Here is a 26,885-nt window from a genome sequence, read left to right as displayed (position 1 = left end):
ACCCCCGCCCAACGCCTCGACCAACTCCTCGTTGCAACAACCACTTGACCACAAGGGGTCTCGATACGCCGCTGCGCGGCTACTCGACCAGCATGGGAAGAGCCACCTGCCTCCTGCTGAGGACGGCGGGTCTCGATACGCCGCTGCGCGGCTGCTCGACCAGCACGGGAAGAGCCGCCTGCCTCATGCTGATCGAGTAGCCCGCGGAGCGGGCGTATCGAGATCCACCACCGTCAGCACAAGGGTCTGCAGACCCGCCCTCTTGAGGACGGCGGGTCTCGATACGCCGCTGCGCGGCTTACTCGACCGGCATGGGAAGAGCCGCTTGCCTCATGCTGATCGAGTAACCCGCGCAGCGGGCGTATCGAGATCCTCCACCATCGGAAGCCGAGTCTGCAGACCCGCCCTGCTGGTGACGGCGGGTCTCGATACGCCCCTGCGGGGCTACTCGACCAGCATGTCTGCGGGCGTCGCTGCGACTCGATTCGTGCTGATCGAGTCAGCAGGCGCTCCTCAGTCGCGCGAGCGCTCCGCGGTGGACAGGCGGGCGAGCAGCTCGGCCAGGTCGCGGCGGACCACGGGGGCCTCGAGCGCGTCGCGGTCGGCGGCGTCGTAGGCGCTCGCGAAGGCCTCGAGCTGGCGGTGCAGCTCGGTGCGCGCGGTGCCGCGGGCGACGGGCTCGAGGCGCTGCGCCAGGCGGAGGCCGGCGCGGACGACGAGCGGCTGGTCCAGCGCGTAGGCGCGCAGGGCGAGGTAGACCTCGGCCAGGAGGTCCGCGGCGGTGGGCCAGGTGCACCAGAGTCGGGCGACGCCGTCGGTGTCGCGGAAGCGGGCGCGCGGGCCGTCGCCCCGGCAGAGCTCGACGAGCGCGCCGGTGAGGGCGTCGAGCGCGCTGACCGCGGTGTACGGGTCGTTGGTGCCGGTCGCCAGGCCGCGGACGCCGATCTCGACGACCTGCTGCACGGCGTAGCGGAGGTCCTGGTGCGGGGTGCGCGCGTCGGCGATCACGACCGCGGCGAGCGCCGCCTCCTCGAGGTCGCTGCCGCCGACGAGCTCGAGGACGGGGTCGCCGGCCAGGACGTGGTCGCCGGGTGAGGCGAGCATCCGCAGCACCGCGTCGTGGCGGGCGCCGAGTGCGACGAGGCGCTCGAACTCGAGCTGCTCGACGTAGCCGGAGCGGGGCGCCGTCAGCGCGACACCGCCGGCGGGGAAGGGCTCCTCGCGACGGTCCTCGTCCTCGTCGCCCGACAGCTCCGCGATGACGTCCTCGAGCTCGCCGAGCACGCGCTTCTGCAGCGTGGTCACCTGCACCGACAGCGCGATGTGGTGGATGAAGTAGACCAGCACCGCGACGTCGCCGACGGCCAGCACCACCGCGAAGCCGACCGCGACGACCGGCACGAAGGCGAGGGTGGCGTCCTCCTCGGTGTGCACCGAGCGGAGCACGATCAGCGAGTAGAGGAACGTCGAGGTCAGCACCGCGAGGACGACCTGGTTGCCGCGGTCGGCCATGAAGTTGCGGACCAGCCGGGGTCCGTACGCGGAGGACGTGGTGGCGAGGACGGAGATCGTGATCGAGAACGAGGTCGCGGCGACCCCGAGCATCGTGCCGCCGATCGCGGAGAGGATCGCCCGGCCGCCGGTCGCGGAGAGGTCCTCGACGAGGGGGAGGTCCTGGATGCCCGCGCGGATCAGCAGCCGGTCGAGCTCGATCAGCCCGAACGCCAGGGCGATCGCGAGGACACCGAACAGGGTGGGCAGGAACCAGAACGATTCGCGGGCGTGCAGGAGCCGGGAGCGCATCCACGAAGGCTAGACGGGTGGGCGGGTCTCGATACGCCCTGCGGGCTACTCGACCAGCATGAGCCTCGGAGAGGGCGTATCGAGATCCGCCGTTCTGCAGAGCGTGGGTCTCGATACGCCCTGCGGGCTACTCGACCAGCATGGGAGGCCGCCGCATCGCGGCTGCTCGACCAGCATGGGAGCCCGCCCCCGCGGGCAGTCGCGTCCTACGGGACGATGACCGCGCGGCCGCGGACGGTTCCGTCGTGCAGGTCGGCGTAGGCCTGGGGGGCGTCGGCGAGGGCGTAGCGCTGGACCTCGACGTCGATGCGACCCGCCTTGGCGAGCTCGAAGACCTCGATCAGCTCGCTGCGGGAGCCCCAGTAGGGGATCCGCAGGGCCGCGTCGTAGGCGATCGTGCCGAAGCCGACGGTCGCCTGGCCGCCGCCGATGCCGACGATGGTGACGTCCGACTCGACGGCCGCGACCGCGGTGGCCGTCGCGATGGTCGGGCCGGCGCCGACGAAGTCGAACACGGCGTCCGCGCCCAGCCCGCCGGTGATCTCGCGGATCTTCTCGGCGGCGGAGGAGTCGCTGATCAGCGTGACGTCCGCTCCGACGTGCTTCGCCAGCTCGAGCTTCTCCTCGCTGACGTCGAGCACGATCACCGTCGCGCCGGAGAGCGCCTTGAGGATCTGGATGCCGACGTGGCCGAGTCCGCCCGAGCCGATGACGACGGCGTACGTGCCCGCGCCGAGCTTCGGGAGGCTGCGCTTGATCGCGTGGTACGGCGTGAGCCCGGCGTCGGTGAGCGAGACGTTCTTCACCGGGTCGAGGTCGCCGATCGGGATCAGGTGGCGGACGTCGTCGACGATCATGTACTCCGCCATCGAGCCCTGGTTGCCGAGGCCGGGCGGGCGGATGCCCTCCGCCTCAGCGTTGGTGCAGTAGTTCTCCGCGCCGCGCGAGCAGTTGAGGCAGTGGCCGCAGCCCCACGGTCCGTAGACGGCGACGGCCTCGCCGATCTGCAGGCCGGTCTCGACGCCGGGGCCGAACTCCTCGATCACGCCCGCACCCTCGTGGCCGAGGGTGAGCGGCAGCGGGTAGTGCTGGGCGAGGTAGTCCTCCTCGGGGAGGCTCATCACGTAGTCGTCGGAGTGGCAGACGCCGGCGGCGGTCACCTTCAGCAGGATCTCGCCCGGCCCGGGCACGGGCTTCTCGATCTCGACGACCTCGGGGGCCTGTCCGACGGTGGTGTAGCGCAGTGCCTTCACGGTTCCTCCTTCGCCGGGCCGCGCTCCGCGCAGTCCGACATCTGTCTGCTATCGGGTGCCCCTCCAGTATCCGCCGCTCTCCTCCGGGGCGCTCCGTGCGCCGGGGAGGGTTGACCTCGGCCCTCGCGCAGGACGAGGTCCGAGCCGTGGTGTATCCATGGGGAGGGCGCAGGCGGACCGCCCGGGACGACGGAAGGCGCGACGACATGGCCCCACCGCGCCGGAAGGCGACGCTCGAGTCGGTCGCCGAGCGCGCCGGGGTCTCGCTGAAGACGGCGTCGAACGCGGTCAACGGCACGGGCCGGATGGCCGACGGGACGCGGGAGCGCGTCCGGGCCGCGGTCGCGGAGCTCGGCTACACGGTGAACGTCGCGGCCCGCAATCTGACCCGCGGACGGACCGACGCGGTGACGCTCGCCGTGCCGACCCTGAAGGCCGCCTACCTCGCCGAGCTGGCGGAGGCGGTCATCGAGACCGCCCGCGACATGGACCTCGCTGTCTCCGTCACGACCTACCCCGACGACGGCGGGGACGGCTCGCGCCGGCTGCTGCAGCGCTTCAACTCGCAGCTCACCGACGGGCTGCTGCTCTCGCTGTCCGAGCACGAGACCCTCGACCGCTCGGCGCTCGCCGTCGAGTACCCCCTGGTCTGCCTGGGGACCCGCGACACCTACGAGCTGGTGGACCGGGTGACGACCGACGACGTCGCCGACGCCCGCGCGGCCACGGCGCACCTCCTCGCGCGCGGCAGCACCGCACTCGCCGTCGTCGGCGCGCACTCGCCCTTCGACGCCGGCCGGATCGGCGCGGCCCGCGAGGGGAACGCCGAGCAGCGGCTGCGCGGGGTCGTCGAGGAGCTCGCCGCCGTGGGCCGCTCGCTCGATCCGCGCCTGGTGGGCGTCACCGGCTACGACTGGACGATCGGCTCCGGCTTCCGGGTCGCCCGCGCGCTCGTCGAGGCGGGGGTGCCGTTCGACGGCCTGGTCTGCTTCAACGACGTCCTCGCGACCGGCGCGATCTCGGCCCTGCGCGAGGGCGGACTGCGCATCCCGGACGAGGTGCAGGTGATCGGCTTCGACGACATCGAGGAGTCGGCGTTCCTCTCCCCGCCGCTCACCTCGATGGACTCGCGGATCGAGTGGATCGCCCGCACAGCGCTCGAGCGCCTGGTCGCGCGGATCGACCGGGTGGAGGCTCCCGCGACCACGCTCTTCGCCCGATCGCAGGTCGTCGCCCGCGGCACGACACGCTGATCAGAGAAAAGTCTCCTTGCCCTCACAGGATCCTCCAGGCTAGATTCGCGTTCGTGGTACAGCGCTGTACCACGGTGGACCTGCGATGACGGAGGCACGACATGACGCGTACGACGACGAGGCGGCTCCCCGCCCTGATCGCTGCTCTGCTCGCCGGGCTGCTCGTGCTCGCCGGCCAGTCGCCCCTCGCCGGGCAGACCGCCGAGGCCGCCGAGATCCGGACCACGACGGTCGCCTTCACCGAGACCACGACCGTGCGCGGCACGCCGAACGCCACCTTCTACGAGGGCGCCTGGTCGAAGAACAGCACGCACACCTGGGCGACCGGCGGCGCGGCCTTCGAGATCGCCTTCACCGGCGAGACGGTCGCCCTCTCGGGCCGGAAGGCCACCACCAACGGCACCGCCGACGTCTTCGTCGACGGCGTGAGGATCGGCTCGGCCGACTACCGCGGCACCCGATCGACCACGACGGTCCCGATCGCGAGCTTCACCGGGCTCGCCCCCGGCGACCACGTCCTCCGGGTCGTCACGGTCGGCTTCATCAACCACGCCTCCGCCGAGTTCACGACCGCCGTGCTCGTCGACGAGCGCGCCCGCCTCGCCGCCGCGCTCGACCGCGTGGGCGCGCTCGCCGCAGCCGACTACACCGCCGCCTCCTGGGCCCCCTTCTCGGCCGCCGTCGCGACCGCGACCGCCGCCCGCGACGACGCCGCCTCGACCGACGCCGCCCTGCTCGCCGCCCGCGGCGCCCTCGAGACGGCGGAGACCGGCCTCGTCCGGATCTCCGGACTGCGCGAGCGGCTCGACGAGTACCGCACCCGCGTCCCCTCCGCCTACACCGCCGCGTCCTGGGCACCGTTCGCCGCGGCGACGGTCACCGCGGGCGAGGTCCTCGACGACGCCGGAGCGAGCGCCGCGGCCGTCGTCGCCGCGAAGAACGGCCTGCAGACCACCGCCGCCGCCCTCGTCCCGCTCGCCGACGGAACGATCGAGACCATCGAGAACAATCGGTTCTGGCTCGACACCGCGGGCGACCCGATCTTCTCCCAGGGCGGCGGGATCTTCCGCTTCGGCGACCGCTACTACTGGTACGGCGTCGAGTACACCGGCTCGCAGCTCTACTACGACTCCCCGACCCGCACCTACACCCGGGCCGGCGAGGGCGACTTCGTCGCGGTGACCGCGTACTCCTCCGAGGACCTCGTGCACTGGACGTTCGAGAACGACGTCGCCACGAGGGACACCGCGCTGCACATCCCCGCCTCGAAGGACGTCACGGGCAGCTACTTCTCGGACATGGACACGCTCGCCGACGCGGTCTGGATCGGCCGGCTGGGCGTCGCCTACAACGAGCAGACCGGGAAGTACGTCCTGCTCACCCAGTTCGAGAGCCCCGACCCGGCCCGCGTCACGAACGCCGGAGTCCTCTTCCTCAGCGGGGACTCGCCCGTCGCCGACTTCGAGTACGCGAACCTGCAGACCCACATCCCCGGCGTCTACCGGAACCCGAGCAAGCCGGGCTGGGAGCAGGGCACCGGCGACCAGACGGTCTTCACGGACGACGACGGCGCGGACTACCTCGTCTTCTCCTACCGCGACGGCCGCAGCCGCACCTACGTCGGCCGGATCAGCGACACCGACTCGCTCTCGGTCGAGACGGCCGTCGAGGTCTACCGCGGCGCCGGGCGCGAGGGCAACGCGATGTTCAAGCTCGACGGCCAGTACTACGTCGCGAGCTCGGACCTGCACGGCTGGAACACCTCGCAGACCTATCTCGTGCGCTCGCTCGAGGGCCGGATCCAGGGGCCGTACTCGAGCATGTACGTGCTCCCCGGCACCGAGAAGGACTACAGCCACGTCACCCAGAGCGGCTTCTTCCTGACGGTGCAGGGCACCGAGCAGGACACCGTGATCTACGCCGGCGACCGCTGGGCCGACTTCGCCTGGAACGGCCTCGGCTACAACCAGTGGCTGCCGCTCAGCGGGACCGGCGCGGACGTGCGCTTCGAGTCGCTGAGCGAGTGGGACCTCGACGCCCGCTCCGGCGAGTGGCGGGCGGGCGCCGGCAACAACTGGATCCTCAACCCCGACTTCGCCGCCGACCGGATCCCGGTGACCACGGTCACCGGCTGGACGCAGACCACCGACCCCGCCTCGACGACCACCGCCTTCGTCTCGAACCCCTCGCCCGGCGCCGACGGCTCGCGCTTCGCGCTCCGGCTCGGCGCGGCGCAGGCCTTCTCGGGCGGCGTGCAGCAGCAGGACGAGGTCCCCGCGGGCGTCTACACCCTGTCGCTCCGCGCGGACCGGCCGGGCGGACTCGACTCCGCGCGGATCGTGGTCACCGGCGCGGACGGCGTCGAGCACCGCACCGAGATCCCCGCGACCAGCGGCTGGGCCGACGTGCGCTCGGCGGAGTTCTCGCTGCCGGCCGGCACCGCGACGATCGCGATCCTGGCGAGCGGCCCCGGCGGCGCCGGACTGACGGTCGACGCGCTGGCTCTCCGCCGCCAGGCCGCGGCCTCCTGGTCGGCGACCTCCGTCTACCAGCAGGGCGACAGCGTGCTCTTCCAGGGCTCGCTCTGGCGGGCCTCGTGGTGGACGAGCAACCAGACCCCCGGCGACCCGAACGGCCCGTGGCAGCAGCTCGCGACCGCGCCCGACGGCACCGCGGTCTGGACCGCCTCGCGCATCTTCGACACCGGCGACGTCGTCGTCCACCAGGGCCAGCGCTACCGCGCGAAGTGGTGGACCCGCAACCAGACACCGGGCGACCCGTACGGGCCCTGGCAGCCGCTCGGCTGAGCCCGAGCGCCCCTTCCTCTTTCCCTCCCGCAGCAGCACCCCACCCACACAGAAGGAACGAATCCGTGCGAAGAAGCTCCAAGAAGTTCACGACCGTCGTGGCCGTCTCCCTGCCCCTCGTCCTCGCGCTGAGCGCCTGCGCGGCCGGCGGCGGCGGCGGTGGCGGGAACGCCGCCGGCGGAGGCGACGGCGACGAGACGCTCAGCGTCTGGGCCTGGGACCCGGTGTTCAACATCGCGGCCCTCGAGGAGGCCGAGAAGATCTACCAGGAGGACCACCCGGACTTCAAGCTGGACATCATCGAGACCCCCTGGGACGACCTGCAGCCCAAGCTGACCACCCTCGCCCAGTCGCAGCAGTACGAGGAGCTGCCCGACGTCTTCCTGATGCAGAACAACGCGTTCCAGAAGAACCTCGTCAACTACCCCGAGATCTTCAGCGAGCTGCCCGCCGACGCCGTCGACTTCGCGGAGTTCCCCGAGGCCGTCGCCGCCTACTCGACCCTCGACGACGTGCACTACGGCGTGCCGTTCGACTCGGGCACCGCCGTCACCGCGCTGCGCACCGACGTCCTCGAGGCGGCCGGCTACACGATCGACGACTTCACCGACATCACCTGGGAGGAGTTCCTCACCAAGGGCAAGGACGTCCTCGCGAAGACCGGATCGCCGCTGCTCTCGGGCCAGGCCGGCTCCTCGGACATGATCATGATGATGCTGCAGAGCGCCGGAGCCAGCCTCTTCGACGACGAGGGCAACCCCACCATCACCGACAACGACGCGCTGCTCGCCGCGATCGACGTCTACAAGCAGCTCGTCGACTCGGGCGTCTTCGTCGAGGTCAACTCGTGGGACGAGTACCTCGGCACCTTCGTGAACGGCTCCGTCGGCGGCACCATCCAGGGCATCTGGATCGTCGGCTCCATCCAGACCGCCGAGGACCAGGCCGGTGACTGGGCGATCACGAACGTCCCCTCGCTCGACGGCATCTCCGGCGCGACCAACTACACGGCCAGCGGCGGATCGTCCTGGGCGATCAGCGCGAACGCCGACGTCGACCTCGCGGCCGACTTCCTCGCCTCGACCTTCGCCGGCTCGACCGAGCTCTACGACACGATCCTGCCGAAGTCCGGCGCCGTCGCGAACTGGCTGCCCGCCGGCTCCTCGACCGCCTACGAGCAGCCGAACGAGTTCTTCGCCGGCCAGCCGATCTTCGCCGAGGTCGCCGAGTTCGGCGCCGAGGTGCCGAGCAACAACACCGGCGCCTACTACTACGAGGGCCGCGACGCCGTGAGCGCCGCGATCACGCAGATCATCGGCGGTGCGGACCCCGCCTCGGCGCTGGAGGAGGCGCAGAAGAACGTCGAGTTCGCCATGAGCTAGGGCTCGCCGCGAGCCGGCGTCGCCGAGACCCGACGTCACCGCGAGCCGGCTCGCACCCCGGGCCGGGGAGGACTCCTCCTCCCCGGCCCGCCCCTCCCCGTCCCTCTCCTTCCGAGAATGCGAGCCCGCCCGTGTCGACCTCCGCCCCTCCGCGCCCGCGCCTGCGCGTCCCACCCCGGCCGCAGCGCGATCTCCGCAGCCGCCCGATCCGCATGACCGGCGAGCGCCGCCGCAGCCTCACCGGCTGGGCCTTCCTCCTGCCGGCGGCGGTGCTCATCTTCCTGGTGAGCTTCCTGCCGATGATCCAGGCCTTCCTGCTCTCGCTGCAGACCGGTCGCGGGGCGAACCTCAGCTACGCGCAGCCCTTCTGGCTGAACTACGAGCGCCTGCTGCAGGACGAGATCTTCCGGCTGACGCTGCAGAACACCTTCATCTACCTGATCATCCAGGTGCCGGTGATGCTGATCATGGCGCTGGTGCTGGCCAACCTGCTCAACACCAGGAACCTGAAGTTCAAGACCTTCTGGCGCACCGCGATCTTCCTGCCGTGCGCCGTCTCGCTCGTCGCCTACTCGCTCGTCTTCCGCACGATCTTCGCCAACGACGGCTTCGTCAACGACGTGCTGATGGGCATCGGCCTGATGGACTCGCCGATCAACTGGCTCGGCAATCCGGACACCGGGCGCTTCGTCATCATCCTCGGGCTGCTCTGGCGCTGGACCGGCTACAACATGGTCTTCTACCTGGCGGCGCTGCAGAACGTCGACTACTCGAGCATCGAGGCCGCGCGGATGGACGGCGCGAACGCGCTGCAAACCTTCTGGCACGTCACGATCCCGCAGCTGAAGCCGATCATCCTGCTCACCGCGATCATGTCGACGAACGGGACGCTGCAGCTCTTCGACGAGTCGTGGGCGCTGACCAGGGGCGGCCCGGCCTACACGACCATGTCGATGTCGCACTACCTCTACGAGGTCTCGTTCCTGAAGAACCCGAACTTCGGCTACGCCTCGGCCCTCTCCTACGTGATCCTCATCCTCGTCGCGGTCCTCGCGTTCGTTCAGCTGAAAGTCGGTGACAAGCGTGATTGAGCGCGTCAGCACCCTGCCCGCGATCGAGGACGTCGAGTCCGTCACTCCGAGCGAGTCCGTCCCCGTCCGCAGCGCGCCGCTCTCCTCGCGGCTGCGCGGCCTGCCGAAGTACCTCTTCCTCTCGGTCTTCGCGCTCTTCTCGATCTTCCCGCTCTACTTCATGGCCGTCTCGGCGACGAACACCAGCCAGGACGTCCTCGACTCGCGGATGATCCCGGGCCTGGCGCTCTTCGACAACTTCGCCGGACTGCTCGATCTGCAGGACGTCGGCTCGGCGATGTGGAACTCGGCGACCGTCGCGGTGGGCACCACGGTGCTCGCGCTGATCGTCTGCTCGATCGCGGGCTACGGCTTCGAGGTCTTCCACTCGCGGGCCAAGGACCTCCTGATGGCGGTCCTGCTGATCGCGATCATGATCCCGTTCGCGGCGACGATGATCCCGCTCTTCCAGGTCTTCGCCGAGGTCGGGATGATCAACTCCCTCGGCGCGGTCATCATCCCGGCGATCTCGACCCCGTTCCTGATCCTGCTGTTCCGGCAGGCCTCGCGCTCGTTCCCCTACGAGATCATCGAGGCCGCGCGGATCGACGGGGTCAGCGAGCTCGGGATCTTCGCCCGGATCTACCTGCCGTCGATGCGCTCGACCTACGCCGCGGCCGCCGTCATCACCTTCATGACCGCCTGGAACAACTTCCTCTGGCCCAAGGTCATCCTGGTCAACAACGACTTCCAGACCATGCCGATGCTGATCTCGAACCTCAGCGCCGGCTACGTGGTCGACTACGGCGTGCTGATGCTGGCCGTCTTCCTCGCCTCGGTGCCCACCGTCATCGTCTTCATGGTCCTGCAGCGCTCCTTCGCCGAGGGCATCACCGGGGCGATCAAGTGAGCCTCGCGGAGCTCCCGGGCGAGGCGGTGCCCGCCGCCGGGTTCGACCTCGCCCGGCTGTCCGACCCCGGTTTCTTCGCCGAGAACCGGCGGCCGGCGCACTCCGATCACCGCTGGTTCCGCTCCTCGGACGAGGCCGCGACGGGCGTCAGCTCGTTCGAGCAGTCGCTGAACGGGCTGTGGCGGATCCACTGCGCACCCCGGCCGGCCGACGCGCCGGCCGGCTTCGAGCGGCCGGAGTTCGACGCGGGCGACTGGGAGCTGATCCCCGTGCCCGCGCACATCCAGCTGCACGGCCACGACCGCCCGCAGTACGTGAACACGCAGTACCCCTGGGACGGGCGCGAGAGCATCCTGCCCGGGCAGGCTCCCGAGCGGTTCAATCCGACGGCCTCCTACCGGACGACCTTCGAGCTGGACGCGCCGCTCGCGCCCGGCGAGCGGATCGCGCTCGACGTGCGCGGCGCCGAGAGCACGATCGCGCTCTGGCTGAACGGCGTCTACCTCGGTTTCTCGGCCGACAGCTTCTCGCCCGGCGATTTCGACCTCACCGAGGCGCTGCTGCCCGGCGAGAACCTGCTCGCCGCGCAGGTGGTCAAGTGGAGCGCCGGCTCGTGGCTCGAGGACCAGGACTTCTTCCGCTTCTCCGGGATCTTCCGCGACGTCGTGCTGCTGCGCCGCCCGCGCGCGCACGTCGAGGACCTCCGCGTGCGGACGACCGTCGACGACGACGGTGCCGAGGTCGCGGTCGAGCTGCGGCTCGACGGGGCGGGCTCGGCGACGGTCGAGCTCGACGGCGTGGGCCCGCTGCGGCTCGATCCGGACGGCGTGCACCGCCTCCGGCTCGCGGAACCCCGGCTGTGGAGCCCCGAGGACCCGCACCTGCACCGCCTGACGGTGCGCGTGCGGGACGCGGACGGCGCCGTGACCGAGGTGATCCCGCAGACCGTCGGGCTCCGCCGCTTCGCGATCGAGGACGGCGTGCTCAGCCTCAACGGCCGGCGGGTCGTCTTCCGCGGGGTCAACCGGCACGAGTTCGGCCTGCAGGGGCGGGTCGTCGACCGGGCGCAGACGGAGGAGGACCTCCGGATCCTGAAGCGGGTGGGCGTGAACGCGATCCGCACCAGCCACTACCCGAACAACTCCTACTTCTACGACCTCGCCGACGAGTACGGCTTCCTCGTGATCGACGAGATGAACCTCGAGACGCACGGGCTGTGGGACCGCGTCCGCTACCTCGACGCGCCGCTCGCCGAGTCGGTGCCCGGCGACGACGGCCGCTGGGCGCCCGCGCTGCACGACCGGGCGCGGAGCCTGCTCGAGCGCGACAAGAACCACCCGAGCGTGGTGATGTGGTCGCTCGGCAACGAGTCGTTCGGCGGCACCGTCCTCCGCGATCTCGCCGACTGGTTCCGCGCGGTCGACGACCGTCCGGTGCACTACGAGGGGGTGCACTGGGACTCCCGCTACCCGGAGACGACCGACGTGGTCAGCCAGATGTACACGCCGGCGGCGGAGATCGAGCAGTACCTCGCGGAGCACCGCGACAAGCCGTTCCTGCTCTGCGAGTACGCCCACGCGATGGGCAACTCCTTCGGCGCGGTCGACCGCTACCTCGATCTGGCCGAGCGGGAGCCGCTCTTCCAGGGCGGCTTCATCTGGGACTTCGCGGACCAGGCCGTCGCGATGACCGACCGGCACGGCGTGCCGTTCCTCGGCTACGGCGGCGACAGCGGGGAGTCGCCGCACGACGGCGACTTCAGCGGCAACGGCATCCTCTTCGCCGACCGCACGCCGACGCCGAAGCTGCAGGAGGTGGCGCACCTCTACCAGCCGTTCCGCGTCGACGTCTCGGCGGCGGAGATCGCGATCGGGAACCGGCTGCTGGCCACCTCCTCCTCCGCGTACGCGGCGGTCGTCGTGCTGCGGCGGGAGGGGCGGGTGCTGGCGGAGCGGGAGCTCGCGACCGACGTCGCCGCGGGAGCGACGGGCTCCTACCCGCAGCCGGTGCCACTGCCGGAGCTGCCGGGCGAGTACACGCTCGACGTCGAGCTGCGGCTGCGCGAGGACACGCGGTGGGCGGCGGCGGGACACGTCGTCGCGCGCGGGCAGCACGTCTTCGAGGTCGCGGGGCATGCGCGGCCGGAGCACGCGCCGCGGCCCGAGCTCATCGACGGGACCCACAACGTGGGCGTCGTGGGCGAGCACTTCAGCGTCCTCTTCTCCCGGCTGCACGGCGGGCTGATGTCGTACCGCTGGGGCGGCGGGCCCGAGGGCGGGCGCGAGCTGCTCAGCTCGATCCCGACGCCGTCCTTCTGGCACGCGCCGACCTCGAACGAGCGCGGCTGGGGCGGCCCCTTCGAGGACGGGCAGTGGCTGCTGGCGAGCCGCTACGCGCGGGCCGCGGGCGAGGCGCTGCGGACGGCGCGGGTGTCCGTCGACGAGCACGCGGTGGTCGTCGGCTTCCGCTACGAGCTGCCGACCACTCCGCGGGCGGTCTGCGACGTCGACTACCGCGTGACGGGCGACGGGCGGATCGAGGTGACCGTCGCGATGACGGTGCCCGACGGACTGCCCGATCTGCCCGAGTTCGGGATGCAGCTGACCACCGGCGCCGACGCGCACCGGCTGCGCTGGTACGGCGACGGACCGGACGAGTGCTACTCCGACCGCCGGCTCGGCGCGCGTCTCGACGTCTGGGAGAGCGACGTCGCGCGCGAGCTGACCCCGTATCTGAAGCCGCAGGAGTCGGGCAGCCGGACGGGAGTGCGCTGGGCCGAGGTGACCGACGACGCGGGCTTCGGCCTGCGGCTCGACTGCGCCGGCGGCATGGAGTTCTCGGCCCTGCCGTGGACCCCCTACGAGATCGAGAACGCGCAGCACCCGAACGAGCTGCCGCCGGTGCAGCGCACCGTGCTGCGCCCGGCGCTGCGCCGCCGCGGCGTCGCCGGCGACGACTCCTGGGGCGCCCGCCCGCACCCCGAGTACGAGGTCCGGCCGCTCGACGGCCGCCTCGAGTTCCGCTTCGGCCTGACCGGCGTCGGCGGCTGACGCCGCGGGTCTCGATACGCCGCTGCGCGGCTACTCGACCAACATGAGGCGCGCACCTGCTGGCCGAGCAGCCCGCGCCTCATGCTGGTCGAGTAGCCGCCGGAGGCGGCGTATCGAGACCCACCACCGCCAGAACAGGGGTCTGCAGACCCGCCCTGCTGAGGACGCCGGGTCTCGATACGCCGCTGCGCGGCTACTCGACCAGCATGCTGCGCGCCCCCTGGTGGCCGCACGATCCATGCGGGTCGCGCAATCCATGCTGGTCGAGTAGCCCGCGCAGCGGGCGTATCGAGACCCACCCGCCCCCGCACGCCCTCCCCCGCAACAGCCCCGAAACGCGCGCTCGCTAGGGTTCCCGGAGCAGTGCCGGCGGACGCCGGCCGGAACGCGGGAGAGCATGCAGAAGCGGATCGTCCTCGGGGTCTTCGAAGCGGGCACCCCGCACGTCGGCGGCACCATCAGCTGGTCGCACCCGCGCAGCCGCGACGGCGATTTCCGCGACATCGACTACTGGCAGCGGATGGCGCGCCTCCTCGACGACGCCGGCTTCGACTTCCTCTTCTTCGCGGGCGGCTCCTTCGGCTACTCCTCGCGCCGCGGCGAGCTCTCGGACGTCCTCGTCGAGGCCGGCATGACCTTCGCGCTCGACGGCGCGTACCTCATCCCCGCGCTGGCGGTCGGCACCGAGCGCCTGAACTTCGTGGTCACCAGCACCACCGGAGCCGACCACCCGCTGCACGCCGTGCGCAAGTTCTCCACCCTCGACCACGTCACCCGCGGACGGATCGGCTGGAACATCGTCACCGGCGCCTCGCAGAACACGATGGCCGCGATGCTCGGCCAGTCCGCGATGGTCCCGCACGACGAGCGCTACCGCGCCGCGCAGGAGTACGTCGACGTCGCCTTCTCGTTCTGGGAGGGCGGCAACGACGACGACGTCATCGTGCTCGACCACGAGCGCAACGTCTTCGCCGATCCCGAGAGGATCCGCCCGGTCGCCTACGAGGGCGAGTTCTACCGCTCGCACGGCTACCACACGCTGCCGCCGTCGCCGCAGCGCTCGCCCCTGCTCTTCCAGGCCGGGACCTCGCCGGTGGGCCGCGCCTTCGCGGCGAAGAACGCCGAGTGCGTGTTCGTGCAGGGCTCGACCTACGGCAAGGTCGCGGCCGACATCGTGGACATCCGCCGCCGGACCGCGGAGAACGGCCGCGATCCGCAGTCGATCAAGGTGATGGTCGGCGTGACGATCGTGGTGGCCCCGACCTCGGCGGAGGCGGCGCAGCTGCGCACCGAGTTCGACGCGCTGCAGACCGACGAGCTGGCCGCGCACTACTACGCCGGCAACACGGGCGTCGATCTGCTGGCCTACGACCTCGACCGCACGCTCGCCGAGCAGCTGGTGCTCGACGACCAGGCCGGCCAGATGGGCACCAGCAACATCGAGCGCTTCCTCACCCGCCCGGACGGCACCGCGCCGACGGTGCGCGAGATCCTCGACGAGCTGAAGGGCAAGGGCACCCGCGGCTTCGCGATCACCGGCGACCCCGTCGAGGTCGCCGACGAGCTCGAGCGGATGATGGACGAGACCGACCTCGACGGCATCATGCTCGAGGCGGTCTTCGGCCTCGCCTCGATGCGCGACTTCATCGAGCTCGTCCAGCCCGAGCTGCGCCGCCGCGGCCGCCTCGACCCCGAGCCCACCGGCGCCACCTTCCGCGAGCGCATGCTCGGCACCGGCCCGCACCTGGCCCCCGAGCACCACGCGGCCGGCTTCCGCCCCGAGGCCTGACGACGCGCTCCTCGACCACCATGCGGCGAACATGCTGATCGAGTAGCGCTCGCAGAGCGCGTATCGAGATCGACCGGCTTCAGGAGTTGAGTCTGCAGACCAGCCGTGCTGGAGACGGCGGGTCTCGATACGCCGCTGCGCGGCTACTCGACCACCATGGGGTGGCCGCGCCGTGCTGCAGGGCGGCCCCGATTCATGCTGATCGAGTGGCGCTCGCAGAGCGCGTATCGAGATCCACCACCGTCCGGAGCTGAGTCTGCGACCAGCCGTGCTGGAGACGGCGGGTCTCGATACGCCGCTGCGCGGCTACTCGACCAGCATGGGGTGGCCGCGCCGTGCTGCGGGTCGGCCCCGATTCATGCTGATCGAGTAGCGCTCGCAGAGCGCGTATCGAGATCCGCGGGCGTCAGCTGACGCGGACGAGGGTGCGCTGCCAGCCGGAGGAGCCGTTGGGGGCGACGCCCGCGCGGTCCTCGATCTGGAGCATGCCGTTGGCGTCGGTCGCGCGGACGGCGACGTAGTGGGCGCCGCTCGCGGCCTCCCAGTCGACGTACCACTGCACCCAGGTGTCGAGGTTGACCGGGGTCGACAGCGTGGCCTCCTGCCAGTCGCCGTCGTCGATGCTGACCTCGACCTTGGCGATGCCGGTGGTCTGCGCCCACGCGACGCCGGCGATCTTGGTCGCGCCGGCGGGGATCGCGGCGTCGATGCGCGGGGTGTCGATCCGCGAGGACATCTTGATCGGAGCCTCGGCGTCGTAGCCGCGCGGGGTCCAGTAGGCCTCGTCGGCGGCGAAGGTGGTGACCTTCAGCTCGGTCAGCCACTTGGTGGCGGAGACGTAGCCGTAGAGGCCGGGGATCACCATCCGCACCGGGAAGCCGTGCTCGAAGGGCAGCGCCTCGCCGTTCATCCCGACGGCGAGGATCGCGTCGAGGTTCTCGTCGGTGACCGCGGAGAGCGGGGTGCTGGCGGTGTAGCCGTCGACGCTCGTGGAGAGCAGCATGTCCGCGCCGCTCTGGACGCCGGCCTTCTTCAGCACGTCGCGGAGCGGGACGCCGAGCCACTTGGCGTTGCCGACGAGGTCGCCGCCGACCTGGTACGAGACGCAGGTCATGGTGATGCCGTACTCGTCCAGGCCCATGTCGAAGATGTCCTGCAGCGACATGGTGATCTCCTGGTCGACCATCCCGGAGATCTTCAGCGACCAGGTGGAGGGGTCGATCGAGGGCACGGTCAGCGCGGTGTCGACGCGGTAGAAGTCGGCGTTGGGCGTGTAGAGCGGAGTGAGTCCGTCGATCCCGAGGTCGGCACCGGCGGGCACCGAGACGGTGCTGCGCGGGCTGGGCAGGCGGAGCGCGTCGCGCACGCTGGCGAGCGACGAGGTGGCGGCGTTGATGGCGCGCGACCCGGCGCCGATCACGGCGGCACCGACGGCGGCGATCAGGGTGACGCGGAAGAAGCCGCGGCGCTCGATGCCGACCGGGCGGGCGGCGGGGGCCGCGCCGGTCTTCTCGGCGGCGGACGCAGCGCGCCAGCGGCGGAGGCGCGAGACGGTCAGGTGCATCACGATCATCGCGACGACGAGGCCGACCAGGGTGGGCACCGCGGAGAGCGGGGTCGCGCCGGTGCGGGTGACGATCGCGGCGATCGAGAGGCCGCCGGCGATCACGAGGAGGATCTGGCCGAGCGGCGGGCGGATCAGCTGCAGCACGCCGGCGAGGGCGGCGGCGACCAGCACGGCGACGCCGATGCTCGCCAGCAGGAAGATCTTGTCGTTCGCGCCGAAGGTCTCGATCGCGAACTCCTTGAGCGGGCGCGGCACGATGTCGACCACGAACGCGCCGAGGGCGAGCACGGGGCTCGCGTTCTTCGCGACCACGAGGGCGACGAGCTCGGCGATCGCGAGCAGCACGCCCGCGACGACGATGCCGGCCACGGCCGAGAGCGCGATGAACCGCAGCTTCGGCACGCGCGGGTTCTTCCCTGTCTGTTCCATGGGAGTCATGCTCCGCCCTTGACCTGCCCGTTCGCAGTGTGGTGCCGGTTTGGTCGAGTTGTGTAACGAATGGATAACGCCCGGCGCCTCCCCACGCCCTGATCCCGGCCGCGAGATGCCACTTATGAGCGCGACACGCCGCAGAAAGTGCTCATAAGTGGCATCTCGCGGAGAGGGGGACACGGAGCGGCCGCCCGGGAGGGTCCCCGGGCGGCCGCTGTCGGTGGGCGGGGTCAGCCGCAGGCGCGGGCGGAGTAGGGGGCCGCCTTCGTCGTCGTCACCGACTTCCCGTCGATCGTGGCCGTCGCGGTGACGGTCGCGGTGCCGGCCGGGATCGAGGCGGCGCGGGTCGTGTCGGCCTGCGTCGCGCTCTTGCCCGCCGCGATGCCCGGGTAGGACTTCGTGGCGTAGGGCGTCGCGATCGAGATCGACGCCGCGGCCTTCGAGTCGTTGCGGGCCGTCGTCGTCAGGACGACCTTGCCGGCGACGCAGCGCGTCGTGGCCGAGACCGTCAGGTCGATCGCGGCGGCCGGAGCGGCCCGGACGATCGCGAGCCGGTAGGTCGCGAGCGTCGTGTGGTCCTGCGCGGAGGAGGTGATCACGACGTTCGTGGTCCCCGAGGCCGCGAGGGTCACGGTCCGGGCGACGGTGTCGTCGATCAGCACGCCGTCGACCTTGACCAGTCCGCTGGGCACGGCCGGGTCGAGGTCGAGCGCGACGCTCGTCGTCGAGACCGGCACGGTCAGCGTCAGGTCGCGCACCCCGGCGGCGAGCGCCGGCGAGAACGTCCCGACGGACGACGTCAGCTTCGTCAGCTCCGCGTTCGTCGCGAACCCGGTCGACTCCGTCGTGTAGACGCCGAAGACGCCGCCGACGTTGCTCGCGGTGCCCGTGCCCTGGAAGCGCACCGTCACCTTCGGCACCCTGTTCCCCTGGGCGTCGAGGACGTAGGCGCCGGACTGATTGCGCTTCCAGCTGTCCTTCGCCGCGATCCCGTCGAGCACCGCCCGAGGGATCTCGTCGTACTGCACGTACCAGTTCAGCGCGCCCGCGGCGCCCGAGACCACCTCGGTCTTGAGCTTCACGTCGTTGAGGTAGACGTCGAAGGTGCGCCCCGCGTCGCCGCCGTAGTAGCGGACGCCGAGGTAGTTCTTCGGCAGCGCCGGGTCGACGATCATGTCGTACTGGAAGTACGCGTCCGCCGACCGCTCGCCGTCGCGGTAGCCCTCGCCGCGCCAGGTGCCGACCGCCGAGCGGTTGTACCTGTAGTTCTTGTCGGCCTCGCTGTTGTTGTTGTCGAACGAGGTCAGCGAGTCGATCGTCGTCTCCTCCACCCGCAGCTGCTGCTTCTCCTTGAGGATCAGCGCCTGCGCCTCCGCGGAGTCGGGGGCGATGAGCGTCATGTAGGTCGCGTAGCGCGCGTTGTAGAGGCTGTAGTACGGCTGGAAGATCCGGGCCTCGGAGGCGGCGTCGACGTTCGTCATGCCGAAGCGCATCGTCGTCGTCCCGTTGCCGTTCGCGCCGTTGGGCAGGCGGAGCAGGTTCTGCTTCACCGAGGACTTCCACGCGGCCGCGTTCGCGACGACCACGTTCGAGTTCACCGACTTGTCGGCGACGCTCATCTGCACGAGCACGCCCGCGGGGTAGGAGGCGTCGACGTTGTTGCGGTTCAGCTCGGTCGCGAGCAGGACGGGCCCGTAGGTGAAGGCCGTCCAGTTCGCGTTCTCGGTGTTCGCCACCGCGGCGACCGCGGCCGGCAGCTTCCAGGTGAGGGTGTCGCCCGCGGCCACCGGGACGACCGCGTAGCCGCCCTCGGTCAGCGCGGCGACGTCGCGGACGGCGCCGTTCACGGTGAGCGTCGGCGCGCCGTCGACCCAGGCCGGGATGCGCAGGCGCAGCGTGGTGCCCTCGGCGACGGCTCCCGCTCCGAGCGCCGCGATCGTGAAGCGCGCGGTGTCGGTGTTCGGGATGTCGGCCGTCTGCGTCACCTTGAGATTGCTGCCGCCCGAGCTCAGCACCGACGAGCGGAACTGGTTCACGTAGACCGTCTTCGGCCCCTCGAAGTAGATCGAGTCGCCGAGCTTGGTGAAGCTCTCGACGCCGGTGCCGTGATCGCACCAGAACTCGTCGTGCTCCTTGCCGAAGACCTTGGCGTAGCCCGCGGTCTGCGGCTGGAAGTAGGTGACCATGCCCGTCTCCGGGTTCTGCACCGAGAGCACGCCGTTGATGAACGCGTTCTCGTAGAAGTCGGCGTACTTCACGTCCTTCGTCACCTGGAACAGCGCCCGGGTGAGCTTGAGCATGTTGTAGATGTTGCAGCCCTCGGAGGTGGAGTTCTCGCCGTAGCCGGTCGTCTGCCCGTTGGTCGCGTACTGGTAGAGGGTGTCCGCGCCGTGGAAGTGCTCGGACTGGCTGTTGCCGCCGTTCGCGTAGCTGTGGCTCTCGTCCACCATCCGCCAGAAGTTCTCGGCGGCGCGGCGGTACATGTCGAGGTCCGCCTTCTCGGTGGCGGTGAGCGTCGCGTAGAGCGCCGGGTCGTCGGTGAAGAGGGTGTAGCGCTTGAGCGCGCCGATCAGCTTGGGGATCGTCGTGTTCGCGTGCAGCCCGTTGAGGACGTCCTCGTTGTTCGCGAGCTTCCGGAAGAGGGCGGTCTCGTCGAAGTACTCGGCCGCGCGCTTGTGCGCCGGCTTCTGCGTGGTCTCGTAGAGGCGGTAGAGCGCCTCGTTCATCCCGCCGTACTCCGTGTTGAGCAGCTGTGCCGGGTTCGCCTGGCGGCCGGCCCAGGTGGTGATCCAGGAGCCGAAGCCGTCGGCGACGACGAGCGCCTCCGCGGACACGGCGCTCGGCGCGTACTGGTGCGCGTCGAGCAGGCCCGCGAGCACCTTGTGCAGGTTGTAGAACGGCACGAGCAGTCCGTCGGCGCCGGAGGGCAGGTAGCTCACCGGGAACGGCGAGACGTAGCCGGCGTTCGCCGGGTCCTTGAGCGCGTAGGCGTCCTGGACCTTCTTCAGGCCGTCGACGGAGGCGGTCAGCTTCGCGAGCAGCGCGGCCTTGGTGGCCGGGTCCTGCTCGCTCGCGTAGGCCTGCGAGAGGCCGGAGAGGTAGTGGCCGAAGAAGTGGCCCTGGAACCGGGTGCCGCTCTCGCGCTCCCAGCCGCCGTAGCCGCCGGCCGTGGTCGGGGTGAGCCCGGCCTGCGTGTAGAAGGAGTGCAGGAACATCTCCGGGTCGAGGCTGAGCAGGTACTCGACGGTCTGCTGCTCGCCGTTGTCGAGGTACGGGTCCTGGACGGTGACGTCCGAGAGGCCGGCCTCCTGCAGGTAGCTCGAGCTCTTCACGCCCTTGGGCTGCACCTGGATCGCGAAGGTGCGGGTGACGGCCGTGCTGCCGCCGTAGGTCGAGGAGCCGGTCAGCGTCACGGTCTTCGCGGCGCCGGTGGGCGGGGTGACCGTGGCGGTGCCGCCGGAGATCGCGATCGCGGACTCGTCGGAGGAGGTCCAGCTGAGGTCGGAGCCCTTCGCGCCGCGGGTCGGCACGGAGAAGCCGGTACTCGTGCTCGCGGGCAGGGTGACGGCGTCGAGGTCGGCCTTCGCGACGGCGGCCGGGTCGAAGGACGCGTTGTGCGCCTTCGTCAGGGCGACGACGTCGGTGGTCGTGGCCACTTTGCCGTAGAGGACGTAGTCGTCGAGGAGTCCGCGCAGGTGCGCGCCGTTGTACTGCGGGCCGTTGAAGCCGATCGTCTTGGTCGAGGTGCTCTCGGAGCCGAGCACGCCGGTGGCCGCTCCGGTCGCCTCGTACTTGGTGACGGTGGGCTGCTTGACGCCGTTGCGGTAGAAGGCGACCTGCTTGGTCGCCCTGTCGTAGCTGGCGACGACGTGGGTCCACTCGTTCGTGGGGAAGAAGCCGGCGCGGGCGGTGTCGATCGCGACCTTGTAGGGCTGTCCGCTCGACGGGCCGATCGAGAGCGCGAGCGGAGTGGCGTCGCTCTCGGAGGTGAGGTACCAGCCGTCGGAGTTGTAGGCGGTCTTGTTCCAGGTGAAGACCTGCTCGCCGGTCATCGCGGCGGTGGGCTTGTACCAGAACGAGACCGTCAGGTCGGCGGGCTGGAGCCGGGCGTCGGTGCCGAGCGACACCGCGTTGCTGCCGGTGAACTCGAAGGCCTGGCCGGCGAGACCGGTGCCGTACGCGGCGGTGCCCTTCTGCATCCCGACCGTGTTGCCGCGGCCGCTGGTGTCGGTGATGCTGCCGTCGAAGGGCAGCTCGAGCACCTTCGCGCTGTCGAGGGAGGTGGCCGGTGCGGCCTGCGCGGTCGGGCCGACCGCGAGCAGTCCCGCCGTCAGCGCCATCACCGCCGCGGTCGCGATCGAGATCCGTCGTCTCGTCGTCATTCGTGGGGCCTCTCGTCGTTGAGATCGATACTGAGCGCGATGTTACCGTGAACAATTAGCTTTCGGTGAGGTTTCGGCGAGCGGGCTGAGCGGGCTCGAAGGAGCGGCGGAGCGGCGCGACCACCGCCTCCGCCGGCTCCAGCAGCGAGCGCCACGGATAGTGCTCTCGGCACGAGGACGAGGAACCCTGATCCGCGGCGAAAGGCGGACGATGAGGGTGACCACGGCGGCGGATCCGGATGCGGCACTGCTCGACGTCGAGGAGGTCTCGCGCCGATTCGGCACCGGGCCGGAGGCATCCTGGGCCGTCCGCGGCGTGAACCTCCGTGTCGAGGCCGGCGAGGTCGTCGCGCTCCTCGGGCCGAACGGCGCCGGCAAGACGACGCTCGCGCGGATGATCGCGACGCTGCTGACGCCGACGAGCGGCGCGATCCGGGTCGACGGGATCGACGCCGTCGCGCGGCCGGACGAGGCGCGGCGCCGGCTCGCCCTCGTCCTCGGCGGCGAGCGCGGCTTCTTCCTGCGCGCGACCGCGCTCGAGAACCTCCGGTACTTCGCGTCTCTCGCGGGCGTGCCGCGACGGCGGAGGGACAGCCGCATTCTCGAGGTGCTCGCGGCGGTCGACCTCAGCGCGCGGCGTGGCGACCGCGTCGAGGAGTTCTCCCGCGGGATGCGCCAGCGGCTGCACCTCGCCCGCGGGCTGCTGGCGGAGCCGCCGCTGCTCCTGCTCGACGAGCCGACGGTGGGGCTGGACCCGGAGGCGGCGCTCGCGCTCCGCGCCCTGGTCCGCGAGCTGCGCCGGGACGGGCGGGGCGTCCTCCTGACCACCCACCACCTGCACGAGGCGGAGGAGCTGTCCGACCGGAGTCTCGTCCTCCTCGACGGCCGGATCCGCGCGGCGGGGCGACCGCAGGACATCGCCGCCGCGGGCGGGCTCGGCGAGGTGACGACCCTCGCCGCTCCAGCACTCACCGCGGAGCTCGCGGACCGGATCACCGCGCTCGACGGTGTCCGCTCGGTCCGCTCCGACAGCATCGCCGGTCGGCCCGTCGTGGTCGTCGGCTGGGACTCCTCGCAGCCCGACCTGCGCGCCCTGGCGGCCGTCGTCGCCGACCTCCCGACCGGGACCTGGACCACCCGGCCGGCGACCCTCGAGGAGGGCTACCTCGCCCTCATCGACCGGTGCCGAGGAGGGCGGGAGTGATCGCGGGGCTGCGGGAGGTGCTGCGCGAGGGCGCCTTCCATCTGCGGCTGCTGCTCCGCAACGCCTACTTCGTCCAGGCTGCTCTGATCGCACCGGTCGTCTTCGTCGTCCTGCGCGTCCAGGCGGGGCAGGGCGGTCCTGGGCTGGGAGTCGATGGGGCGGTCGTCGGTGTCTGGACGGTGACCGCGGCGGCGGTCGGGATACTCGGCTACCAGCGGTCGCAGGGGACGCTGGAGCAGATCGCGCTGACCCCTCGGCCGCTCGGCAGTGCGCTCGCGCCGATCCCGCTCGCCTGCGTCGGCGTCGGGGTGCTGTCGATCCCGGCGGCAATCGTGGCCTCTCGGCTCCTCGGCGTCCGATTCGCGCCGCACTCCCCCGCCCTCGTCGCCCTCGGTCTGGTCCTGCTCTTCGCCGCGTGCGGGACGACCGCGCTCGTGCTGTCCGGGCTCTTCGTGCTGACGCCGCACGCGACGGTCTACGAGCCGGTCCTCGTCGCTCCCGTCCTCCTCCTCTCCGGCACCGTGATCGACCGCGCGCAGCTGCCGGTGCCGCTGCAGCTGCTCGGGGTCGTCGATCCACTGACCGGTGCGGTGCAGGTCCTTCACGCCGGAGTCTCGGGCGACGCGTCCGGCGACGTCGTAGCGCTCTGGAGCGCGCAGGGGCTGATCACGTCTCTGCTCTCCTTGCTGCTCGCCCGCCTGATTCTGCGGACGGCCCTGCGGCGGGCGCGGCTCGCCGGGACGCTGGCGCTGTCGTGAGCGGGCTCGTGGCGGCGTCGATCGTGGTCGCGCTGCGGTCGTTCGACGCCACGCGGACGCGCCGGACGCTCCTGGTCGCGGTCGTGCTCGGGCCGGTGCTGCAGGTGCTGTACTTCGCGGCGGTGGCGGGGTCGCGCGGGTCGCCGTCGCTGGTGGTCGGCGCGGGTGCGAGCCTCCTCCTGGCCACTCTGACCGCGGTCGACAGCGTCACCGTGTCGCTCACCCGGATGCGGCACGACGCGGTGCTCGGGAGCGTCCTCCTCAGCGCCCGGCCGGCGGTCCTGCTCTGGAGTGGGGTCGCGCTCGCGGGGGCGGCGGTCGGGTCCGCGGCGGGTCTCGTCTCGCTGGTCTGGGCGCTCCTGCTGTTCGGGCAGGGCGTCCCGTGGCAGGTCGTCGCCGGCGCGATCGCGCTCACGGGCTGCGCGGCTCTGGCCGGCAGCGGCTGCGGGTTCGCGGTCGGGGTGCTCGGCCTCCGCTCGCGCGACGGGCTGGCCTGGGTCGGGCCGTTCGCGGCGCTGCTGACCGTTCTCGGCGGAGTCGTGGCGCCGGTCGGCGAGCTGCCGCCGGTCGTCGAGGCCGCCGCGCGGGTGCTGCCGCTGGGGTACGCCACCGACGCCCTGCGGACGCTCCTCGGCGAGGGATGGACCGGCGCGCTCGCGCTGCAGAGCGGCGCCGTCGTCGTGCTCGGCGCCGCGTGGTTCGGGCTGGGGCTGCTCGGCTGGGCCCTCGCCCGCAGGGCGCTGCGGCGGACGGGCAGCACGGATCTGCTGTGAGGACCGCGCGCGACGCATAGCAGGGCCGCGCGGATCCGGGCAGGGGGCTGCCGTCCCGCCGCGCCCCTGATGGGATGGCGTCATGTCCGACTCCGCTGCTCGCCCGTCCCAGGACGACGACCTCCGCTCCATCGTCTACGCGAGCCACACCGCCGCCGGCCTCGAGGAGGCGGACCTGCCCGCGCTGCTCGAGCAGTGCCGCGCGAACAACGAGCGCCTCGGCCTGACCGGCATCCTGCTGTTCCGCGACGGCCGGTTCCTGCAGCTGCTCGAGGGGCCGGCCGCGACGCTGCGCGAGCGGATGGCGATCATCGCCGACGACCCCCGGCACGCCGGGCTGCGCGTGCTGCTCGAGGAGGCGCCGGCGCAGCGGCTGTTCCCCTCCTGGACGATGGCCTACGAGGCGATCACCGACTCGATGACGACCGAGCTGCCGGGCTACCGCAGCACCTTCGAGGACATCGACACCGACGTCGACGCGAGCGCGACCCTGCCGGCCCTGCGCGAGCTGATCCGCTGGTTCCAGGTGCGCCACTGACGCCGAGCCCTGCAGGGCGCTCGCTACAGTGACGGCGTGAACGAGGACGACGGGCGGGACGGCGACGGGCGGGACGACGACGGGCGGGACGACGACGGGCGGGACGACGACGGCGAGCGCGAGGTCGCGGCCGAGTATCTGCGGGCCGAGCTGCGGCCCCGGACGCTGACCTGGCTCCGGATGACGATCGACGCCCTGCTCGGCGGCGGCGTGATGACGACGCACGACCTCGTGATCACCCGCCTCGACACCGGCGCCGAGGTCATCCGCACCCCCGCCGACATCGGCGACCCCTACGTCCTGCTCGGTCAGATCGAGCTGGAGCTCGAGACGAAGACCACCGCCGAGTTCCTCGAGGAGTGGCGGCGGGAGTAGCGGCGGGAGCAGCGCTCTCCTCCACAGATCCGATCTCGCGGAGTTGTCCGAGGGTTCCGCCCGACGGCCGCTCGGGTGTCGGTGGTCCCTGCTTCAATACGCGTATGACTGAGCACAGCGACCCGGGAACGGCAGGGCAACCGAGCGCGCTCGCGGCTGTCGACGCGCTGACCGACATCGCCGCGGAGATCGGACGCACCTCCGCGCAGCTGCTCCTCACGCGTGCGCAGACCCTGCACCTCGCCTACCGCGCGGCCGTCACCGTCCCGGACGCCTTCGCCCGCGGGAGCTCGCTTTCGCGCAGCGAAGCGCGCACCCTGGTCGAGCGGTCCATCCGGGCCGAGTTCGCGGCGAAGCTCCGCATGTCCGAGCGTGCCACTGAGACGGTCCTCGAGCACGCCCGGCTGCTCGTCGAGGACCTCCCCCGCACCCGCGCCCTGCTCGCCGAGGGCCGGCTGCTGTGGGACTCGAGCGAGATCGTCTGCGCCACCGCCGCGACCCTCCCTCCCGGCTCCCGCGCCCGGTTCGACGAGCGCGCCGCCGAGATCGCGCCGGAGGTCACTCCGACGCAGCTGAGGAGGATCGTCGCCCGGCTCCGCGACGAGCTGCACGAGGAGCCCCTCGCCCAGCGGCACGTCCGCGCGAGGCAGGACCGCGCCGTCTGGATCTCCCCCGAGGTCGACGGGATGGCGACGCTCTGCGCGCTGCTCCCCGCGCCGGACGCGATGGGCATCGCCGAGCGCGTCGACCGCATCGCCCGCAGTCTCCGCGAGGGTGGCGACGAGCGCACACTGGCGCAGCTGAAGGCCGACGTGCTCACGGATCTGCTGCGTGACGGCGACATCGCCGGCACCACACCCGCAGGAGATGGCCCGCAGCTGTCCGCGTCGTACGTTCCCGGGATCCGCGCCGAGGTGCGCCTCACCCTCGCCGCATCCACCGCCGTCGGGCTCGATGACGCCCCGGCGGACCTCGACGGCTACGGCCTCATTCCCGCCGATCTCGCCCGCGCCCTCGTCGCCACCGGCGCGTCGTTCACCCGAGTCCTGACCGATCCGGACACCCGCGCGGTCGTCTCGGTCGGCCGCACCTACCGGGTCCCACCGCCCCAGATGCGCCTGCACCTGCAGCTCCGCGATCAGACCTGCCGCTTCCCCGGCTGCACCCGCACCGCATCCCGCGCGGAGGCCGACCACACGATCGAATGGAGGAACGGCGGAGAGACGTCCCTCGAGAACCTCGTCTCCCTCTGCACCTCCCACCACCACGTCCGCCACGGCGACCGCTGGACCTACCTCCCCCGCCCGGACGGCAGCATCGTCTGGACCACCCCGACCGGCCGCCGCATCACGATCCGCCCACCCGCGCTCGCCGGCGCCCCACCGGGCCCCCGCTTCAGGGACGCACCGCCCCCGTTCTGACGAACGCGGGTCTGCACCCGCGCCGAATCATGCTGATCGAGTAGCCCTCGCAGAGGGCGTATCGAGATCCACTGTCGTCCGGCGGGTGGGTCTCGATACGCGCTGCGCGCTACTCGAC

General features: G+C 71.5%; 17 protein-coding genes. 13 read left to right on the top strand and 4 right to left on the bottom strand.

Features of this window, described 5'->3' with window-relative positions:
- Positions 1-513 precede the first annotated feature (513 nt).
- Together EDF17_RS19145 and EDF17_RS19140 are read right to left on the bottom strand one after the other, a co-directional pair.
- The gene (locus tag EDF17_RS19145; protein ID WP_123446531.1) at positions 514-1,803 is read right to left on the bottom strand and encodes a DUF2254 domain-containing protein; all 1,290 of its coding nucleotides are present in this window, start codon (positions 1,801-1,803) and stop codon (positions 514-516) included.
- A gap of 206 nt (positions 1,804-2,009) precedes the next feature.
- Positions 2,010-3,056, bottom strand: a complete 1,047-nt coding sequence (locus EDF17_RS19140) for an NAD(P)-dependent alcohol dehydrogenase (RefSeq protein ID WP_123446530.1) — start codon at positions 3,054-3,056, stop codon at positions 2,010-2,012.
- Positions 3,057-3,262: 206 nt separating this feature from the next.
- Here EDF17_RS19140 and EDF17_RS19135 point away from each other — a divergent pair, with 206 nt between their 5' ends.
- The 7 genes from EDF17_RS19135 to EDF17_RS19105 all read left to right on the top strand — a co-directional run bounded on the left by EDF17_RS19135 (position 3,263) and on the right by EDF17_RS19105 (position 15,317).
- Complete coding sequence (locus EDF17_RS19135) at positions 3,263-4,309, top strand: LacI family DNA-binding transcriptional regulator (protein ID WP_123446529.1); 1,047 nt, start codon at positions 3,263-3,265, stop codon at positions 4,307-4,309.
- A gap of 101 nt (positions 4,310-4,410) precedes the next feature.
- Positions 4,411-7,116 (top strand): carbohydrate-binding protein, encoded by a 2,706-nt coding sequence (locus EDF17_RS19130; RefSeq protein WP_123446528.1) that lies wholly within the window; start codon positions 4,411-4,413, stop codon positions 7,114-7,116.
- A 65-nt stretch (positions 7,117-7,181) separates the two neighbouring features.
- The gene (locus EDF17_RS19125) at positions 7,182-8,498 is read left to right on the top strand and encodes an extracellular solute-binding protein (protein ID WP_123446527.1); all 1,317 of its coding nucleotides are present in this window, start codon (positions 7,182-7,184) and stop codon (positions 8,496-8,498) included.
- 131 nt (positions 8,499-8,629) lie between these two features.
- A complete protein-coding gene (locus tag EDF17_RS19120) occupies positions 8,630-9,589 on the top strand; it encodes a sugar ABC transporter permease (protein WP_243699270.1) in 960 nt (319 codons plus the stop codon).
- Positions 9,582-10,478, top strand: a complete 897-nt coding sequence (locus tag EDF17_RS19115) for a carbohydrate ABC transporter permease (protein WP_243581115.1) — start codon at positions 9,582-9,584, stop codon at positions 10,476-10,478. Before EDF17_RS19120 ends, EDF17_RS19115 begins: the two co-directional genes overlap by 8 nt.
- Positions 10,475-13,528: a glycoside hydrolase family 2 TIM barrel-domain containing protein gene (locus tag EDF17_RS19110; protein ID WP_243732979.1), complete on the top strand. Its 3,054-nt coding sequence runs from the start codon at positions 10,475-10,477 to the stop codon at positions 13,526-13,528. The genes EDF17_RS19115 and EDF17_RS19110 overlap by 4 nt, the downstream gene beginning before the upstream one ends.
- A gap of 397 nt (positions 13,529-13,925) precedes the next feature.
- Positions 13,926-15,317, top strand: coding sequence for an NtaA/DmoA family FMN-dependent monooxygenase (locus EDF17_RS19105; protein ID WP_123446526.1), 1,392 nt, complete (start codon positions 13,926-13,928; stop codon positions 15,315-15,317).
- A 406-nt stretch (positions 15,318-15,723) separates the two neighbouring features.
- Here the strand turns inward: EDF17_RS19105 and EDF17_RS19100 are convergent, their stop codons facing one another.
- The gene (locus EDF17_RS19100; RefSeq protein ID WP_123446525.1) at positions 15,724-17,313 is read right to left on the bottom strand and encodes a molybdopterin-dependent oxidoreductase; all 1,590 of its coding nucleotides are present in this window, start codon (positions 17,311-17,313) and stop codon (positions 15,724-15,726) included.
- 233 nt (positions 17,314-17,546) lie between these two features.
- A complete protein-coding gene (locus tag EDF17_RS19095; RefSeq protein ID WP_123446524.1) occupies positions 17,547-21,698 on the bottom strand; it encodes a beta-L-arabinofuranosidase domain-containing protein in 4,152 nt (1,383 codons plus the stop codon).
- Between the two features lie 211 nt (positions 21,699-21,909).
- Between EDF17_RS19095 and EDF17_RS19090 the strand changes: the two genes are divergently transcribed.
- The 6 genes from EDF17_RS19090 (at position 21,910) to EDF17_RS19070 (ending at position 26,767) form a co-directional block, all read left to right on the top strand.
- Entirely contained in the window at positions 21,910-22,902 is a 993-nt protein-coding gene (locus EDF17_RS19090) for an ABC transporter ATP-binding protein (protein ID WP_123446523.1), read from the top strand.
- On the top strand, positions 22,899-23,660 hold the full coding sequence (locus tag EDF17_RS20055) for an ABC transporter permease (protein ID WP_166649753.1): 762 nt from the start codon (positions 22,899-22,901) through the stop codon (positions 23,658-23,660). Before EDF17_RS19090 ends, EDF17_RS20055 begins: the two co-directional genes overlap by 4 nt.
- A complete protein-coding gene (locus EDF17_RS20050) occupies positions 23,657-24,433 on the top strand; it encodes an ABC transporter permease (RefSeq protein ID WP_166649752.1) in 777 nt (258 codons plus the stop codon). Before EDF17_RS20055 ends, EDF17_RS20050 begins: the two co-directional genes overlap by 4 nt.
- A gap of 82 nt (positions 24,434-24,515) precedes the next feature.
- Positions 24,516-24,971 (top strand): BLUF domain-containing protein, encoded by a 456-nt coding sequence (locus tag EDF17_RS19080; RefSeq protein ID WP_123446522.1) that lies wholly within the window; start codon positions 24,516-24,518, stop codon positions 24,969-24,971.
- A 36-nt stretch (positions 24,972-25,007) separates the two neighbouring features.
- A complete protein-coding gene (locus EDF17_RS19075; RefSeq protein WP_123446521.1) occupies positions 25,008-25,346 on the top strand; it encodes a hypothetical protein in 339 nt (112 codons plus the stop codon).
- Between the two features lie 104 nt (positions 25,347-25,450).
- Positions 25,451-26,767 (top strand): HNH endonuclease signature motif containing protein, encoded by a 1,317-nt coding sequence (locus EDF17_RS19070; RefSeq protein WP_123446520.1) that lies wholly within the window; start codon positions 25,451-25,453, stop codon positions 26,765-26,767.
- Positions 26,768-26,885: the final 118 nt, after the last annotated feature.

The organism is Rathayibacter sp. PhB1 (genome assembly GCF_004362935.1).
In the GTDB taxonomy this organism is placed as follows: Bacteria; Actinomycetota; Actinomycetes; order Actinomycetales; family Microbacteriaceae; genus Rathayibacter; species Rathayibacter festucae.
The sequence above is the reverse complement of the archived record's forward strand: the minus strand, read 5'-3'. Positions and strand labels throughout refer to the sequence as shown.